Source organism: Mycobacterium parmense, assembly GCF_010730575.1.
Lineage (GTDB): Bacteria > Actinomycetota > Actinomycetes > Mycobacteriales > Mycobacteriaceae > Mycobacterium > Mycobacterium parmense.
This window is the reverse complement of the sequence record NZ_AP022614.1, coordinates 1,208,737-1,226,205: the sequence shown is the minus strand read 5'-3', so window position 1 is coordinate 1,226,205 and position 17,469 is coordinate 1,208,737. Positions and strand designations below refer to the sequence as shown.

The following is a 17,469-nucleotide window of genomic DNA, read 5'->3' as shown; positions in this document are numbered from 1 at the left end:
CAGACACTTCGCTTCATGGACACATGCGGCAATCATGCGGTGGTGCTGGGCGCCAGCATGGGCGGTCTGCTGGCCGCCCGCGTGCTGGCCGATTTCTACGACAGGGTGACCGTCGTCGAGCGCGACGTATTGCCCACGGAACCGGTGAATCGCCGGGGTGTTCCCCAGGGCCGGATGATCCACGCCGCGCTCGCGCGGTGCACTCAGACCCTCGACGAGCTGTTCCCGGGGTTCGTGGGGGAGCTGAAGGCCGCGGGCGTCGACTGCTGGGACGACGGGGACCTGTCGAAGCTGCACCTCGCCGCCGCCGGCCACGTGATGACACGCCGCGGCATCGCGCCAAACGCACCCGTGATCCTGTTCCCCAGCCGGCCGCTGCTGGAGTGGCACGTGCGCCGGCGCCTGCGGGCGATCGGCAACGTGACGTTCCTCGAAAATCACGACGTGGTGGGCTTGACCGCCACGGCCCATGGTGGCCGCGTCACCGGGGCGAGTGTCGTGGACCGGGAAAACGACAACCCGAAGACGCTCGGCGCCGAGCTCGTCGTCGACGCGACGGGCCGCGGGTCGCGGACCCCGACCTTCCTGTCCGGGCTGGGCTACGCCCGGCCGCGCGAGGACGAGCTGGTGGTGCAGCTCGCATACGCCTGTCAACTGCTGCGCAGCACACCGGGCGCCGTGCGCGAGCACATGATCGCGCTGTTCCCCAAGCCGGGGCGGCCGAAGATGTTCGGGTTCATCAAATACGAGGACGACGCCTGGATGGTTGGTGTCGGCACGCTGGCGGGAGCCGAGCCGCCCACCCGGCGCGAAGACATGGTGCAATTCGCGGCGGATTTCGCACCCCCGGAGTTGCTGGACGCGATCCGCACGGCGGAGCCGCTGAGCGACGTGCGCATCCATCGCGTGCCGTCGAACCGGTGGCGGCGCTACGACAAGATGCACCGGATGCCGGACGGCCTGCTGGTGGTCGGCGACGCGGTGTGCAGCTTCAATCCCATTTACGGACAGGGCATGACGGTCGCGGCGATCGAGGCGACCGTGCTGCGCGAGTGTCTGCGGGGCGGCGAGGCGAACCTGCCGCGACGGTTCTTCCGCGCCTCGGCGAAGAAGATCCAGGTGGCATGGCAGACGGCGGTCGGCTCCGACCTGGCGTTGCCCGAAGTGCAGGGAGCCCGGCCGATCTCGATGCGACTGACCAACCTGTTCATCGACCGGGTGCTGATCGCCACCGAGGTCGACCCGCTGGTTGCCGGACAGTTCATGCGGATCACCGCGATGGTCGACCCCCCACATCGGCTGCTGCGGCCCGCGTTTTTGCTACGCGTCATGCGCGCTCAGCGCCGCCGTCCGGCGAAGGCCGCGTACGTCGCGCATTCCTCGCCGACGGCGACGTCGTCCTCGTCTTGACCATGCAACCGATACACCGGAGACCCACCGCGAGCTGCTGAGCGAACCCGAGCCCGGCGACTTCGACGTGCGCAGCGCCTGACGACCGAGATTGAACCCGCGCCCGCCCGGGCACCCTCGTGCCCGTGAAGACGGTCCAATACGCCCCGGGACGGCTGGCCGACGTGTTCGGCGAGCCGGCTCAGCCCACGATCCTGCTCTGGCACGGCATGCAGACCGACGCGCGCGAAACCGTCCGGCCGCTCGCCGGCATGCTCGCCGGCCATGGCGCCGCGGTGGTGGTGCCCGACTGGAACTCCCAGTCGGCCGACGGTGGGCGATCCGATCTCCTGGGGTCCCTCGAGCTGGCCCGGGAACATGCCGATGACCGCGCGGGTCTCGTGTTGGTGGGCTGGTCCCTCGGCGGAGCCGCGGCGGCGGGCTTGACGATCGAGCGCTCCGACGTCGCGCTGGCTCACACGGTCTGTCTGGCCGGCGCCTTCATGGTGCCCGATCCGATCTGCGGCCGGGTCGCGGCCGACGGGCTGCCGGCCGACCGCGCCGGCGCACCGTTCACGCTGCTGCACGGAGTGGACGACCACGCAGTGCCGGTGACGGCCAGCCGGGACTTCGCCTCTCACCTGCAGCGGGCCGGTTGGCCGGTGGACCTGATCGAGCTGCCGGCCGACCACGGGTCGATCGCGGGAGCCGACTACGACCGCGACGCCCAACGCTACGTGCCGGCGCGCGGCGGGCCGGCGCTGGCGATGGCCCGCGAGGTCGCCGAGCGCATCTCCGCGACTCTGCGGTACGAATGAGAGGTGGCTGAGCCGACCGTCCTGCTGCTGTCGACGTCCGACACGGACCTGATCAGCGCCCGCTCCAGCGGAAAGAACTATCGGTGGGCCAACCCGTCGCGGCTCTCGGAGGCGCAGCTGCCGGACCTGCTCGACGGCGCCGCGATCGCGGTTGTCCGGATCCTCGGCGGCTACCGCGCGTGGCAGAGCGGCATCGACGCCGTGATCGCCAGCGGCGTTCCGACCATCCTGGTCAGCGGCGAGCAGGCCGCCGACGCCGAGCTCACCGGCCTGTCCACGCTCGCCGCGGGCACCGCGGTGCAGGCTCACGTCTACCTGGCCCACGGCGGCGTGGAGAACCTGCGCCAGCTGCACGCGTTCCTGTCGGACACCGTGCTGATGACCGGCTTCGGTTTCACCGAACCGGTGGTGACGCCGACCTGGGGTGAGCTCGCGCGGCCGGACGCCCGCGACAACGGCGGCCCGACGATCGCGGTGCTGTACTACCGCGCGCAGCACCTGGCAGGCAACACCGGCTACGTCGAGGCGCTGTGCCGGGCAATCGAGGACGCCGGAGCTTGCGCCCTCCCGGTGTACTGCGCGTCGCTGCGCACCGCCGAAGCCGAATTGCTGCATCGGCTCGGCGACGCCGACGCCATGGTGGTCACCGTGCTGGCGGCCGGGGGGCTCAAGCCCGCCGCGGCCTCGGCCGGCGGTGACGACGACAGCTGGAACGTCGAGCACCTCGCGGCCCTCGACATCCCTATCCTGCAGGGCCTGTGTCTGACCAGCCCGCGCGCGCAGTGGCTGGGCAACGACGACGGCCTCAGCCCGCTCGACGTCGCCACGCAGGTCGCGGTGCCCGAGTTCGACGGTCGCATCATCACGGTGCCGTTCTCGTTCAAGGAGATCGACGACGACGGACTGATCTCCTACGTGGCCGACCCGGAACGCTGCGCGCGGGTGGCGGGACTGGCGGTCCGGCACGCGCAGCTGCGGTACGTCGCCCCCGCCGACAAACGGGTGGCACTGGTGTTCTCGGCGTACCCCACCAAGCACGCCCGCATCGGCAACGCGGTCGGGCTCGACACCCCGGCCAGCGCCGTGGCGCTGCTGCGCGCGATGCGCGAGCGCGGATACCTGATCGGGGACCTGCCCGGCGTCGAGGCGGGCGATGGCGACGCGCTCATCCACGCGTTGATCGAACGCGGCGGCCAAGACCCCGACTGGCTCACCTCGGGCCAGCTGGCCGGCAATCCGATCCGTCTGTCCGCCAAGGACTATCGTTCCTGGTTCGCGACCTTGCCGGCCGAGCTCACCGATGCCGTGACACGGCACTGGGGTCCGCCGCCGGGGGAGCTGTTCGTGGACCGCACGCACGATCCCGACGGCGAAATCGTCATCGCCGCAATGCAAGCGGGCAACCTGGTGCTGATGGTCCAGCCGCCCCGGGGTTTCGGGGACAACCCGGTCGCCATCTACCACGACCCGGACCTGCCGCCCAGCCATCACTACCTTGCTGCCTACCACTGGCTGGATTCCGGGTTCGGCGCGCACGCCATCGTGCACCTCGGCAAGCACGGCAACCTGGAATGGCTGCCGGGTAAGACGCTGGGCATGTCGGCGGCCTGCGGCCCCGACGCCGCACTGGGCAACCTGCCGTTGATCTACCCCTTCCTGGTCAACGACCCCGGCGAGGGCACCCAGGCCAAGCGGCGCGCGCACGCGGTGCTCGTCGACCACCTCATACCGCCGATGGCCCGCGCCGAAACCTACGGCGACATAGCGCGTTTGGAGCAGTTGCTCGACGAGCACGCCAACGTCGCGGCCCTGGACCCCAGCAAGCTGCCCGCGATCCGCCAGCAGATCTGGACGCTGCTGCGCGCCGCCAAGATGGACCACGATCTGGGCCTGACCGAACGCCCCGAAGAGGACTCGTTCGACGACATGCTGCTGCACGTCGACGGGTGGCTCTGCGAGATCAAGGACGTCCAGATCCGCGACGGCCTGCACATCCTGGGGCAAAAGCCCACGGGTGAAACCGAACTCGACCTGGTGCTGGCCATCCTGCGGGCGCGCCAGCTGTTCGGCGGCGACCTCGCCCTGCCCGGCCTGCGCCAGGCGCTGGGTCTCACCGAGGACGGCACCGACGAGCGGACGTCGGTCGACCGGGCGGAGGCCGCGGCCCGCGGGCTCGTCGCGGCGCTGCAGGCCGCCGGCTGGGATCCCGACACGGTCGGCGGGCTCACCGACAACGCGGACGTCGCGGCCGTGCTGCGGTTCGCCGCCATCGAGGTGGTGCCCCGCCTGGCCGGCAGCGACGCCGAAATCGACCAGTTGCTGCGGGCTTTGGACGGCCACTTCATCCCGTCCGGTCCGTCCGGGTCGCCGCTGCGCGGCCTGGTCAACGTGTTACCCACCGGTCGCAACTTCTACTCCGTGGACCCCAAGGCGGTGCCGTCGCGGCTGGCATGGGAAGCCGGTGTGGCGCTTGCGGATTCGCTGCTCGCGCGCTACCGGGCCGACCACGGCACGTGGCCGCAGTCGGTAGGGCTGTCGGTGTGGGGCACGTCGGCGATGCGCACCGCCGGCGACGACATCGCCGAAGTGCTCGCGCTGCTCGGTGTTCGGCCCGTCTGGGACGACGCCTCGCGGCGCGTCATCGACCTGACGGCGATCCCGCCGGCCGAGCTGGGCCGCCCGCGCATCGACGTGACTGTGCGGATCTCCGGCTTCTTCCGGGACGCTTTCCCGCACGTGGTGACGATGCTCGACGACGCGGTGCGGTTGGTCGCCGGGCTCGACGAGCCCGCGGCGGACAACTACGTGCGCGCGCACGCCCAGGCCGACTTCGCTCAGCACGGCGACCAGAGACGTTCCACGACCAGAATTTTCGGTTCCAAGCCGGGCACATACGGCGCCGGGCTCCTGCAGTTGATCGACAGCCGCAACTGGCGCGACGACGCCGACCTGGCGCAGGTGTACACGGCCTGGGGCGGCTTCGCCTACGGCCGCGGCCTCGACGGTCGTGAGGCCGTCGACGACATGAACCGCCAGTATCGCCGCATCGCGGTGGCCGCCAAGAACACCGATACCCGTGAACACGATATCGCCGACTCCGACGACTACTTCCAGTACCACGGCGGCATGGTGGCCACCGTGCGCGCGCTGACCGGCCAGGCCCCGGCCGCCTACATCGGCGACAACACCCGGCCCGACGCGATCCGCACCCGCACGCTGTCGGAGGAGACCGCCCGGGTCTTCCGTGCCCGCGTGGTGAACCCGCGGTGGATGTCGGCGATGCGCCGGCACGGCTACAAGGGAGCGTTCGAAATGGCGGCGACGGTCGACTACCTGTTCGGCTACGACGCCACCGCCGGTGTGATGGCCGACTGGATGTACGAACAGCTCACCGAACGCTATGTGCTGGACCCGGAGAACCGGAAGTTCATGGCCGAGTCGAACCCGTGGGCGCTGCACGGCATGGCCGAGCGGCTGCTGGAGGCCGCCGGGCGCGGCATGTGGGCGCGGCCGCAGCCGGAAACCCTCGACGGGTTGCGCCAGACGCTGCTGGAAACCGAAGGCGATCTCGAGGGCTGAGGGCTGAGTGTGCGGCAGGCCGCACACTCAGCGCCGAACGTGCGGCTGGCCGCACACTCGGCAAACAGCCGGCCAGCGTGTCAGATGAAATCCGACCCGCCGTCGACGTTGACCGTCGCGCCGGTGACATACCCGTTGCGCCGCGACGCCAGGTAGGCGGTAATGGAAGCGACCTCTTCGGGCAGTCCGGCCCGGCCGAGGTCGCAGGGCTGGTGAAAGTTGTCGGCGATCCACGTCATGACGTCGCGCGGGTCGGTGGCGTCGAGGCCGTCGGCGGCGAGGATGTCCTTCAGTGCCTCGGTGAAGCTCGCGGTCACGATCGTACCCGGGCACACGCAGTTGACCAGAATGCCATCCCCGGCAAGGCTTTTGGACAGGTTCTTGGTCACGCTGGCCAGTGCGGCCTTCGACGCCGTGTACGCGACGATGCGTGGGTTTTGCCGCTGAATGGAGTGCGCCGACAACGTCACGATGCGGGCCCAGTCCGCAGAACGCAGCAACGGCAGCGCGGCGCGGATCGAGCGCACGGCCGACATGGTGCCGAGGGCGAATGCCGCGTCCCATTGCGCGTCGTCCATCTCCTCGAAATAGCCATCGCCCGGTCCGATGGTGTGTATCAGGCAATTGACTCGACCCCAACGGCGCGACACCGCGGCGAAGGCCTCGGCGATGGATTGCGCGTCGGCCATGTCCACGCCGATCCCCACGGCATCCGGGGCGCCGCGCTCGCGCAGCGACGACACCGCGGCATCCAGTGCGGCGCGGCCCCTGGCCATCACCGCCACCCTGGCCCCCTCGGCCGCAAGGGTTTCGGCAATGGCAAGTCCCATTCCCTTGCTGCCGCCGGTGACCACGGCCGTCGCCCCCGTGAATCCGAGGTCCATCGTCGACTCCCTTGCTACGAGGTGTGAGAGCAGTACCGTTCGATCGTCTCCGGCCGCACGCCCAGCCCGCCCAGACAGAAACGCAGGCTGTGCCGACGGAGATCGATCCGGTCACAGTCGCCGGTCGCCCACTGGCCATCGATCGCCGCCCACACGGTGCCGTGGATGAACTGCGCCGCGGCCACCGGATCGATGTGGTGAAGCTCCCCGCTGCGCAGGCCTCGCGCAAGCGCGTCGCTGAGCGGGCTGAGGATTTCGGCGTAGGCCGGCCGGACGAGGCCTGGGGAGGTCAACGTCTGCGATTGTGCCTCCACCGACAGGCGGCGCAGGTCAGCCCCGACGCTGACGTCGAGGGCCAAGTCGAGTCGTCCGTCGATCCAAGCCACCACGGCCTCGACCGCCGTTGTGGCAGTCGCCATCCGGCGTCGCAGCCGCCGTTTCTCCACACGCGCGGACTCCAGGAAGACCGCGGCCACCAATTCTTCCTTCGACGCGAAATGCCGATAGAAGGCACGGGTGCTCAGAGCGCTGCGCTCCAGAACCGCGGCGATGCTGAGGCCGTGGACTCCGTGCTCGCGCAACGTCGCCAATGCGGCGGTGAGGATTTCGCGACGCACCGTCGGGTCCGGATCCAGCTTGTCGCGTCGCCGCGCGCGGGGTGCGGTCATGGCTTCAGGCGGTCGCGTCGTAGGCCGCAAGATAATCCGCGAACCGTTCGCGGACACCTTCGGGGGTCAGGCCGTAGTCGGCCAGGTCGTAGTCATGTGACCCGCGCGAGCCGGGCCGGTGGTTGTCGGCCCACCGTCGAACGGATTCCAGGGTGGCGGCGGTGAAGCGCAACCCCAGGGTCTCGTAGCTGGTCTGCAGCGTGTGCACCGGATCGTTCTGCAGATCGGCGAAAGAGACGTCGGCGAACCGGGCGTGCCCCATGCGGTCCCGGCCCATGCGGTTCCGGAAATCCATTGCGCGCCGGGTACCTTCAGCCCAGCTGTCAACCTGCTCGGCACCGAGTTCCTCGGCGTCTTCGCGGTCGCTACTCCAGCTGCGTACGTAGCGGATGAGGCTGCACACCGAGCCCATCACCTTGGCCGGATCACGGTGGCTCCACATGAATTTGGCGTCGGGATAGGATTCGACCAATGCGTCGAGGGCGAACATGTGCACCGGAGTCTTGAGATGCCACAGCACCGGCGGGCACCGCCACTGCAACAGCTTGAGCACTCGCCGGTGGAACACGTAGGTCCCGCGCATGTCGCAGTTCATCAGCCACGCGAGATATCCGGGTGCACGGACGGCGCCGTCGAAGTGGAAGGTGCGGAAGCTCATTCCCATCAGGTCTTGGCATTCGGTGGGCGCCGTGGGCTCGGAGTTGTAGAGCGTCTTCATCAGCGGGAACATGTCGTCGAGCATCTTCAGGCCCGCCTGCGCCTGGGCGATCCGCGGATCGCTGTGCTGGGTGGCGGTTTCCGGGGGTGGGGTGGGCGCCTGCGATTCCCACATCCGCAGCGAGCGGAATTGCGGGTCGGCGGCCACCAGCTGGCTCAGCGCCGTGGTCCCGGTGCGGGGCAGCCCGATGACGAAGACGGGGCCACCGACCACCTGGTCGTCGATCTCGGGGTGGCGGCTGTAGGTGTCCTCGATCTTGAGCCGTTGGATCAGGGCGTTGCTGATGGTTGCGTGCTGGATGACCCGGCCGACGTCGTTGAGGTCGGCCTCGGTGTTCAGCGCTTCGACGATGCGCTCGAGTCCCTCGCGATAGTAGGGCGATCCAAAATCATCGAGACCTGTTGCGGCACAGGCTCCGTCCTGCAACTCGTCGGCATCGAAGGTCATGGTCCGAACCTTTCGCGTACGGCCCGGCGGCGCCCCGCGAGGACGGACGCCCGCTGCGCGGGAGTGACTTTTGCAGTGCCGGCGGGCAATTCCGCCTCGATCTTGTCGTACGGCACGACTCGGGTCGTCGGTGTCGGCGCCGTCTTGGTTCGCACGCAGCGCAGGATGATCGGGCCGTCACCGTGGCCGGCGGTGTCGAGCCAGTTGGCCACGCCGGGGTCTCGGTCACACAGCACCACCCGCACGACGCCGTCGGAATCGACCGCTGCCTGGTGGCCGTTGAGGCTCGACTGGTGACGACCGTAATGGATCGTCTCCCACCACGGATTTCCGATCGAGAAACTCCAGTAGATTCCTTCGGGTGGTTCCACTTCGACGATGAGCGCCTCCCCGGGGCGCAGTTCCCACCGGCCGATCACCGGCCTGTTCTCGGCCGCCGCACCCATGTCGGTGCGATCGATCGGGGGAAGGAATCCGTTCGCGGGCGCCGCGGCGCCGAAATCCAGGAAGAACGCCAGGTTGTCACCGACAAAGTCGCCCAGGGCGACCAGCTGCCGCGACACCACTACGCCCCGGTCAGCCAAAGGGCGCTCCCCGCCTGCCTTCTCGCCGAGCCGCTCGATGCTCAACGAGGAAGCGACCTCGGTGTCCCAGTCGTAGAAAAAGTGCCGCACCGTGAGTGTCGGGTGGTCGCCCTCGATCCGCATCCAATTGCCCGCTCGCCCCGCCGGTTCAGCCGCTGCGAGCACCACCTCGAAGTTCCCGTCGGCATCCACCTCGAGCTCGTCGACCAGTTCGTTCGCGGTCGCCGCGATGCCGTTCATGGTCTGCAGCCCGACATAGCGCGCGGTGCCGCGGTTGCCGAACAACCGGTAGCTCTCACCGCCGCGCAGCACCGCCCGCGTGTAAAGGCAGTCGGGGCACTCCATTCCCCACGTCACGATGTCGTCGGTGGTGGTGGGCTGGACGCACAGGACCGGATCCGGGTCGAAACGCAACACCTCGTCGATGCCCGCGGTCAACAGCACCAGCAGGTGGCGCATACCGGCGGCGAGGTCGACGCGGTTTCGGCTCGCCGACTCCGACGCCACGAGCTCCCCGGCGCCGCGGAGGCGGTCGAGGAGGTGGCACCACGCGTCCGCGAGGTCGGGGGCGCCGGCGCTGTCCGACAGGGCCGCCTCGGCGATCGTGAAGGGCAGCCACGCCGGCGGCTTGGTCGGGTCGCTCACGGTTCCCCCGTTTCGATGGGGCCTTTAGCTGAGAATGATATTTTCAGATAGCGTCGCCACTATCGCAGGTTTCCGCTCATGGTGTCAACGCTTCTTCGGCGGTAGGTTGGCATCGTGACGCCCACTTTCACCGACCTGGCCAAGTCGCAATACATCCTGCTGACCACCTTCACCAAGGACGGCCGGGCGAAGCCGACCCCGATCTGGGCGGCGGCCGACGGTGACCGACTCCTGGTCATCACGCAGGGAAAGTCTTGGAAAGTCAAGCGGATTCGCAACACGCCGCGGGTCACGCTGGCTACCTGCACCATGAACGGGCGCCCCACCAGTGAGGCCGTCGAGGGCACCGCCGCCGTCCTCGACGCGTCGCAGACTGGCTTCGTCTACGACGCGATCGGCAGGCGTTACGGCATCCTGGGCAAGGTGTTCAACCTCTTCAGCAAGCTGCGTGGCGGGATCGCCACCAACGTCGGGCTCGAGCTCAGGGTGTCCTGAGCCGGCGGCGATGGGCACGGTACTGGTCCCGATTCCCGACCGCGACTTCGATCCCACAGAGGTCGCGGTCAGCTGGCGCGTCCTGACACGCAACGGGCACCGCGTGGTCTTCGCAACCCGGAGCGGGAATCCGGGAAAGGCCGACGACATCATGGTCACCGGGCGCGGGCTCGACGTCTGGTCCGCGCTACCGCTGTTGGGTGCCGTCCCGCTGATCGGGCTCATGCTGCGGGCGAACAAGGACGGCCGGGACGCTTATCGGGAGATGTTGCGCTCCAACGAATTCGAGAATCCGATCAGCTGGGCGCAGGCTTCTCTCGACGGCGTCGACGCGGTGCTTCTGCCCGGTGGCCATCGCGCACGCGGGATGCGCGACTACATCGACAGCGAGGTCCTGCAACGGCTCGTGGTGGATGCCTTCGCCCGTCCGGTGGTCGTGGCCGCGATCTGCCACGGGGTGCTGCTCGCCGCCCGCAGCATCGATCCGGCCACGGGGCACTCGGTGCTGTACGGGCGCAGGACGACGGCGCTGACGTGGGCGATGGAGCGCCTCGCGTGGCGGCTTACCCGGCTGACCCGCTTCTGGGATCGCGACTATTACCGCACCTACCCCGAGCAACCGGGGCAGCCGAGCGGTTACATGTCCGTGCAGTCCGAGGTCGCCCGGGCACTCAAAGACCCGGCGGATTTTCGCGATGTCGGGCCCGGCACTCCGCACCGGCTGCTCAAGTCCTCCGGGATGGCCCGCGACACCGCGACCGACTCCCGGCCGGCCTTCGTCGTCGACGACGGCGATTACGTGTCTGCGCGCTGGCCGGGCGACACCCACACGTTCGCCGCCGTGTTGTCGCTAAAACTGCAGGCCGACAACAGCGTTCAAACGTCGTAGCGACCCTCTTGCGTTGGCCGGCTAGGTCGTCGCCCCGGCCGCGAGATGGTCGCCGAAGAAGGCGAAGACCCGTCGCCACGCGTCCTCGGTGGCGGCCTCGTCGTAGCCGAACCCGACGATGCGGTTCAACGCCTGGCCCGGAAGCTTGTTGGCGAAGCTGTGTCCCACGCCCGGATAGACCTTGACGTCGGTGGTGATGGCCTTGCTCGCGGTGGCTTCGCGCAGTCGTTCGGGGGCGCCCCGGCCCAGCGGGTCACGACCGCCGAAGCTGGCCACGATCGGGCATGCTCCCTCCAGCGTCTCGTCGAGGTTGCGGGGCAGGGGCGTCCCATAGAACGGCGCCGCCGCGCCGAAACCCTCGGGCGACATCACCAGGGCGAACTGGCCCCCCATGCAGAATCCCGCGATGCCGACCCGGCCCGAACATTCGGGCATGCCCTTCAGGTGATCGCGGGCGGCCAGGATGTCGTCGAGGGCGCGGCCCCGCTGCGTCAGCAGTTCGCGCATCACCCGGGTGACGCAGCGGATGCGGCCGCCCCGCGAATAGAGGTTCGGAGTGAGCGCCACGTAGCCGGCTTGCGCGATGCGCTCGTTGGTCTGCTCCTTGTCCGGCCTGTAACCGACAATGTCGTGAATCACCACCACACCGGGCCAGGGGCCGGTTCCGGCCGGAACGCTCAGCAGCGCGTCGATCGGGCCGTCGGGCGTGTCGATCTGGATCGTCGTCATAGCGTCATCTTCGCAGCCCCTCGTTTCTCACACCGGGGGAACTCCGCCACGGTCGGCGGACGTTGGCATCGCATGCTGGGGCGGCTCTTTTTGATCTACGCAATTGCCGAAGTGTCGGTGACCATCGCGCTGGCGTCCGCGGTCGGCTGGGGCGCGACGCTGCTGGCACTGGTCGCCGCCTTCCTGCTCGGCTGGGGTGTCGTTGCCCCGATGGCCGGCTCGCAGCTGGTTCGCCGGATCCTGCAGTTGCGGTCCGCGTCCGCCGAGGCGCGGGGCAGGGCGAGCGACGGCGCGATGATCGCGCTGGCCACCGTTTTGGTCCTGGTCCCCGGGTTGCTCACCTCGGCGGTGGGCCTGTTGCTGTTGGTGCCGCCGATACGGTCGGTCGCCCGCCCCGCGGTGTCCGCCGTCGCGCTGCGCGGTCTTTCGCGGTGGGTGCCGCTGGTCACCTTCCCGACAACCTTCAGCGCCGCGCCGCGCGATGGCCGTTCCGCCGGCGGCCAAGACGTCATCGATGGCGAGGTCGTCGACGTGCACGACTTCGAGCCGGCGGCGCTGCCGGCGGACATGGCCGAGGGGCGGGGGACCGCGCCCCGCCCGGACGGGGCCTGATCGACGCACCCGGCCGCGGCCCCGCACCATTCCGGGCATAGTTTCTGGCCTGTGAGCAAGACCGCGCCCTTCGGCGGGACGACCCTGCTGGCCAACGGCCGGGTGTACAGCCCCACCCACCCCGACGCGACGGCGATGGCCGTCCGCGGTGACGCGGTGGTGTGGCTCGGCAGCGACGAGGCCGGCCGCAGCCAATTTCCGGACGCGGCCGTCGAGGACCTCGACGGCGGCTTCGTGGCGCCGGGGTTCGTCGACAGCCACATCCACGTCAGCGCGACGGGGCTGACGCTCAGCGGCCTGGACCTGCGCGCTGCGCGCTCGCGCGCGGAGTGCATCCACATGATCGCCGACTACGCCGCCGCCCACCCCGGGCGGCCGATCTGGGGACACGGCTGGGACGAGTCGTCGTGGCCGGAGAACTCGCCGCCGGGCACCGGCGACCTCGACGGCGCGGTCGGCGACCGGCCCGCCTACCTGGCCCGGATCGACGTGCACTCCGCCCTGGCCTCGACGGCGCTGCGCCGCCTGGCCCCGGACCTGCCGGCGGCCGACGGCTTCGCCGCCGAGCGGCCGCTGACCGGCGATGCCCACCACCTGGTCCGCGCCGTCGCCCGTGACCTGCTGACCGCCGGCCAGCTTGCCGAAGCCCGGGCCGCGGCGCTGGCCGCCCTGGCCGCGGCCGGCGTGGTCGCCGTGCACGAGTGCGCGGGCCCCGAAATCGGCGGGCTCGACGACTGGCAGCAACTGCGCGACATCGACGCCGGCGTCGAGGTGATCGGCTACTGGGGCGAGGCGGTGACCACCCCCGAGCGGGCCCGAGCCCTGATGAGCGAGACGGGCGCCCACGGCCTGGCCGGTGACCTGTTCGTCGACGGTGCGCTGGGGTCACGCACCGCCTGGCTGCACGAGCCCTACGACGACGCCCCGGACCGCGTCGGCACCTGCTACCTGGATCCCGACGGCATCGAGGCGCACCTGCGGGCGTGCACCCGGGCCGAGGTCACCGCCGGGTTTCACGTCATCGGCGACCACGCCGTCGCGGCGGTGGTCGATGCCCTGGAACGGGTCGTCACCGACCTGGGCGCCGTCGCCGTCGCCAGGTGCGGGCACCGCCTCGAGCACCTCGAGATGGTCAGCGCCGAGCAGGCGGAGAAACTCGGCGCCTGGGGCGTCATCGCCAGCGTTCAGCCCAACTTCGACGCGCTTTGGGGCGGCACCGAGGGCATGTATGCGCGGCGGCTGGGCGCCCGACGAGGCAGCCGGCTCAATCCGCTCGCGCTGTTAGCATCCCAAGGCGTGCCCCTCGCGCTAGGTTCAGACGCCCCGGTGACGGGACTCAACCCATGGGCGAGCGTTCGTGCGGCTGTCCACCACCGCACCCCGGGCAGCGGTATCTCGGCCCGCGCCGCCTTCGCCGCCGCGACCCGCGGGGGCTGGCGGGCGGCCGGTGTGCGCGACGGCATGTCGGGGACCCTGGTCCCCGGTGCGCCGGCCTCCTACGCGGTCTGGGACGTCGAGGCCATAGACGTTCACGCTGCCCGCGACGGCGTGCAGCGCTGGTCCACCGACCCGCGATCCCGGGTGCCCGCCCTGCCGCGACTCGGTACGACCGACACATTGCCGCGCTGCCGGCGAACGGTGCACCGGGGCGCTGTCATCCATGGCTAGGCAGTGGTTCGGGCGGCGAGGACCCCGGGCGGGCGAAGGCGCAGGCGAACCGGCCGACGAGGACGCCCGAGACGAGCCCGCGGGCCGCGCCGTCACCGGCGCGATCGGTGACGAAGCCGAGTCCGCGGAGGACCCGGCGCCGGCGGCCGACGAACCGGGCGCGCCCGTCGTGCCGGGACCGACCGGGCCGGCCGGCGCGGTCGCACGCCGGGCGCTGACGGGCCTCGGCGCAGTGGCCGTCGCGCGCCTGCCCGCGATCAGCGCGGCGCTGGTGCCCCGCTGGCCGCGGCTGGTGCTCGCCATCGCCGGCGGACTGCTGATGTGCGCCAGCTTCCCGCCCCTGAACTGGTGGTGGGCGGCAGTGCTGTCCGCCGCGCTGCTGGCGTGGCCGCTGCTGCACCGGGCGACCACGCCCGCAGGCGGCCTGGGCTACGGCTTTCTGTTCGGGCTGGCCTTCTATGTGCCGCTGCTGCCCTGGATCAGCAATCTGGTCGGCGCCATGCCGTGGCTGGTGCTGGCCGCGACGTGTGCGCTGTATCCCGGCATATTCGGCCTGTTCGCCGTCGTCGTGCGCCGGCTGCCGGGCTGGCCGATCTCTTTCGCGCTGCTGTGGGCGGCGCAGGAGTGGCTCAAGTCGGTGTTTCCGTTCGGGGGCTTCCCCTGGGGCTCGGTGGCGTTCGGTCAGACGGAGGGGCCGTTCCTGCCGTTGGTGCAGCTCGGTGGGGTTGCGCTGCTCTCCACGGCGACCGTGCTCCTGGGTTTCAGCGCGACCGCGATCGCGTTGGAGGTCGGCAAATGGACTCGCGCCGGCAGGCCGCAGCCCGGCAGCGACGACCAGCGCGGGGGGGTCGGTCCGGCGCCGCCGGCCGTCATGTTGCCCGGCATCTGCATCTGCCTGGTGTTGCTGACCGCGGTCGTCGTCTGGCCGCAGGTGCGGCACGCGGGCGTCGGCTCGGGCGGCGAGCCCACGGTCACCGTCGCGGCGGTGCAGGGCAACGTGCCCCGGCTGGGGATGCAGTTCAACGAGCAACGCCGCGCGGTGCTGGACAACCACGTCCGCGAAACGTTGCGGCTGGCCGAAGACGTGCGCGCGGGGACGGCGCCGCAACCGCAATTCGTGATCTGGCCGGAGGACTCGTCAGACATCGACCCGTTGACCAATCCCGACGCCGCGCAGCAAATATCCCAGGCCGCCGCGGCCATCGGCGCCCCGATCATGGTGGGCACCCTGCTCGACGTCCCGGGCACGACGCCGGAGGCGCCGCGGTACACCAATACCGTCATCGTGTGGAATCCGGGCGCCGGACCGGCCGACCGCCACGACAAGGAGATCGTCCAGCCCTTCGGCGAGTACCTGCCGATGCCGTGGCTCTTCAAGCACCTGTCCGGCTACGCCGACCGCGCCGGCCACATGGTGCCCGGCAAAAGCAGCGGGGTGGTCCAGATCGCCGGCGTGCCGGTCGGCGTGGCCACCTGCTGGGAAGTGATCTTCGACCGGGCCCCGCGAAAATCCGTGCTGAACGGGGCCCAGCTGCTGGCCGTGCCGAGCAACAACGCCACGTTCAACCAGGCGATGAGCGAGCAACAGCTCGCCTTCGCCAAAGTCAGGGCCGTCGAGCACGACCGCTACGTGGTGGTCGCCGGCACCACGGGAATCAGCGCGGTGATCGCGCCGGACGGCGCCGAGTTGGTGCGCACCGACTTCTTTCAGCCCGCCTACCTGGACATGCCGGTACGCCTCAAGACCAAGCTGACACCGGCCACGCGCTGGGCCCCGATCCTGCAGTGGGTCCTGGTCGCGTCCGCCGGAGCCGTGATCCTGCTGGCGATGCGGCACAATGGTTGGTTCGCACGTCCGGTTCGCCTCAGGTCAGGGCCGCGGAGTGGATCCGACGGTTCAACGGCGCCGCCGGACGAACCCCGGCCCGACGAGAGCGAACCGGAAACCGCGTCCGACGAGGGCGACCTGGAATCGCCACCGGACGGCGGCGGTGACTACACTGCGCCCCACGAGGGCGGCAAACGACCGTCGCGCGACGTCGGCCGACACAGAGGAGCTACATGACCAGCGGCCAGCCGGCCTCCCCGGTCCCGGGTGCGCGTCCCAGCCGGCGCGTCCTGGTGATCATCCCGACCTTCAACGAGCGGGAGAACCTGCCGGTGATCCATCGGCGGCTCAAAGAGGCCTGCCCCAACGTGCACCTGCTCATCGTCGACGACAGCAGCCCCGACGGCACCGGGGAGCTCGCCGACGAGCTGGCGGCGGCAAACCCTGGACACACGCACGTGATGCACCGCACCGCCAAGGACGGCCTGGGAGCCGCCTACCTTGCCGGCTTCGCCTGGGGACTAAGCCGCGATTACTCGGTGCTCGTCGAGATGGACGCCGACGGCAGTCACGCGCCCGAACAGCTGCACCGCCTGCTCGACGCCGTCGACGCCGGGGCCGACCTGGCCATCGGGTCGCGTTACGTCGACGGCGGGACGGTACGGAACTGGCCTAAGCGGCGCTGGGCGCTGTCGTGGACGGCGAACACCTACGCGCGGGTGGCGCTCGGCATCGATGTGCACGACATCACGGCCGGCTACCGCGCCTACCGCCGCGAGGTCCTCGAGGCGATCGACCTGGACGGCGTCGACTCGAAGGGCTACTGCTTCCAGATCGACCTGACCTGGCGCACGGTGTGCAACGGGTTCGTCATCGCCGAAGTGCCGATCACGTTCACCGAACGCGAACTCGGCGTCTCCAAGATGAGCGGCTCCAACATCGCCGAGGCGCTGGTCAAAGTCACGCGGTGGGGGATTCAGGGGCGCAAGGCGGGCGCCCGGTCCGCGCGCACCCCCAACCGCACGTAGACCGAGCGGCGTGGCTGCGGGTCCGATCAGCCGCGGCGGCGGGTCCGGATGATCTCCAGGCGCTCCTTGAGCAGCTCTTCGAGCTCCTCGACCGAGCGGCGCTCCAGCAGCATGTCCCAGTGCGTGCGCGGCGGCTTGACCTTCTTCGGTTCGGGAAGGTCGCCCTCGATCAGGGTGCCCTCCATGCCGTTGCGGCACAGCCAGGTGCCGGGGATGTCGGCGTCGTCGGCGAAGGGGACCTCGAACTCCTCGCCGTTGTCGGTGCGGTACCGCGCTATCTGGCGCGGCGCGAGGTCGTGGTTGCGGTCGGTCTCGTAGCTCACGGCTCCGAGGCGACTACCCCTCAGGACTCGATCAGCCATGCGTGCTACTCCTTCAGGTCCTCTGAGCTATCTCCGTTGGGCAAACGCGGTGCCGGCCCGCATAGTTCCCGGGGGCGGCCCGCGCACGTGACCCGAGCATCAATGATACCGGGATTGCCGAGCGCG

The 17,469-nt window shown here is 70.1% G+C and carries 13 protein-coding genes and 1 pseudogene; 8 read left to right on the top strand and 6 right to left on the bottom strand.

All coding sequences use genetic code 11. The features are described 5' to 3' along the window. Nucleotides 1-15 precede the first annotated feature (15 nt). The 3 genes from G6N48_RS05580 (at nt 16) to cobN (ending at nt 5,786) form a co-directional block, all read left to right on the top strand. Nucleotides 16-1,410, top strand: coding sequence for an FAD-dependent oxidoreductase (locus tag G6N48_RS05580; RefSeq protein ID WP_085268713.1), 1,395 nt, complete (start codon nt 16-18; stop codon nt 1,408-1,410). A gap of 125 nt (nt 1,411-1,535) precedes the next feature. After that, the gene (locus tag G6N48_RS05575) at nt 1,536-2,207 is read left to right on the top strand and encodes an alpha/beta hydrolase family protein (protein WP_085268714.1); all 672 of its coding nucleotides are present in this window, start codon (nt 1,536-1,538) and stop codon (nt 2,205-2,207) included. A 3-nt stretch (nt 2,208-2,210) separates the two neighbouring features. Continuing rightward, nucleotides 2,211-5,786 (top strand): cobaltochelatase subunit CobN, encoded by a 3,576-nt coding sequence (gene cobN / locus G6N48_RS05570; protein WP_085268715.1) that lies wholly within the window; start codon nt 2,211-2,213, stop codon nt 5,784-5,786. A gap of 80 nt (nt 5,787-5,866) precedes the next feature. On the opposite strand, the gene G6N48_RS05565 is transcribed toward cobN, so the two are convergent. The 4 genes from G6N48_RS05565 to G6N48_RS05550 are packed head-to-tail and all read right to left on the bottom strand — an operon-like array spanning nt 5,867 to nt 9,732. Continuing rightward, complete coding sequence (locus tag G6N48_RS05565) at nt 5,867-6,670, bottom strand: SDR family NAD(P)-dependent oxidoreductase (RefSeq protein WP_085268716.1); 804 nt, start codon at nt 6,668-6,670, stop codon at nt 5,867-5,869. A 14-nt stretch (nt 6,671-6,684) separates the two neighbouring features. Beyond that, entirely contained in the window at nt 6,685-7,338 is a 654-nt protein-coding gene (locus G6N48_RS05560; RefSeq protein ID WP_085268717.1) for a TetR/AcrR family transcriptional regulator, read from the bottom strand. A 4-nt stretch (nt 7,339-7,342) separates the two neighbouring features. After that, a complete protein-coding gene (locus G6N48_RS05555; RefSeq protein ID WP_085268718.1) occupies nt 7,343-8,503 on the bottom strand; it encodes a sulfotransferase family protein in 1,161 nt (386 codons plus the stop codon). Continuing rightward, the gene (locus G6N48_RS05550) at nt 8,500-9,732 is read right to left on the bottom strand and encodes a DUF1214 domain-containing protein (protein WP_085268719.1); all 1,233 of its coding nucleotides are present in this window, start codon (nt 9,730-9,732) and stop codon (nt 8,500-8,502) included. The genes G6N48_RS05555 and G6N48_RS05550 overlap by 4 nt, the downstream gene beginning before the upstream one ends. A gap of 114 nt (nt 9,733-9,846) precedes the next feature. Between G6N48_RS05550 and G6N48_RS05545 the strand changes: the two genes are divergently transcribed. Both G6N48_RS05545 and G6N48_RS05540 read left to right on the top strand, forming a co-directional pair. After that, complete coding sequence (locus G6N48_RS05545; protein ID WP_085268720.1) at nt 9,847-10,227, top strand: PPOX class F420-dependent oxidoreductase; 381 nt, start codon at nt 9,847-9,849, stop codon at nt 10,225-10,227. Nucleotides 10,228-10,237: 10 nt separating this feature from the next. Beyond that, nucleotides 10,238-11,116, top strand: coding sequence for a type 1 glutamine amidotransferase domain-containing protein (locus G6N48_RS05540; RefSeq protein ID WP_085268721.1), 879 nt, complete (start codon nt 10,238-10,240; stop codon nt 11,114-11,116). A gap of 21 nt (nt 11,117-11,137) precedes the next feature. Here G6N48_RS05540 and G6N48_RS05535 read toward each other — a convergent pair whose 3' ends face one another. Then, a complete protein-coding gene (locus tag G6N48_RS05535; RefSeq protein WP_085268722.1) occupies nt 11,138-11,845 on the bottom strand; it encodes a dienelactone hydrolase family protein in 708 nt (235 codons plus the stop codon). Between the two features lie 72 nt (nt 11,846-11,917). Between G6N48_RS05535 and G6N48_RS05530 the strand changes: the two genes are divergently transcribed. The 3 genes and pseudogenes from G6N48_RS05530 (at nt 11,918) to lnt (ending at nt 17,033) form a co-directional block, all read left to right on the top strand. Beyond that, the gene (locus tag G6N48_RS05530) at nt 11,918-12,457 is read left to right on the top strand and encodes an FxsA family protein (protein WP_085268723.1); all 540 of its coding nucleotides are present in this window, start codon (nt 11,918-11,920) and stop codon (nt 12,455-12,457) included. A 135-nt stretch (nt 12,458-12,592) separates the two neighbouring features. Continuing rightward, nucleotides 12,593-14,125, top strand: a complete 1,533-nt coding sequence (locus tag G6N48_RS05525) for an amidohydrolase (RefSeq protein ID WP_085268824.1) — start codon at nt 12,593-12,595, stop codon at nt 14,123-14,125. After that, nucleotides 14,118-17,033 (top strand): annotated as a pseudogene (gene lnt, locus G6N48_RS05520) (apolipoprotein N-acyltransferase). The gene G6N48_RS05525 and the pseudogene lnt overlap by 8 nt, the downstream one beginning before the upstream one ends. Here the strand turns inward: lnt and rbpA are convergent. Next, nucleotides 17,008-17,343 (bottom strand): RNA polymerase-binding protein RbpA, encoded by a 336-nt coding sequence (gene rbpA, locus G6N48_RS05510; RefSeq protein WP_085268726.1) that lies wholly within the window; start codon nt 17,341-17,343, stop codon nt 17,008-17,010. The pseudogene lnt and the gene rbpA overlap by 26 nt on opposite strands. Nucleotides 17,344-17,469 lie beyond the last annotated feature (126 nt).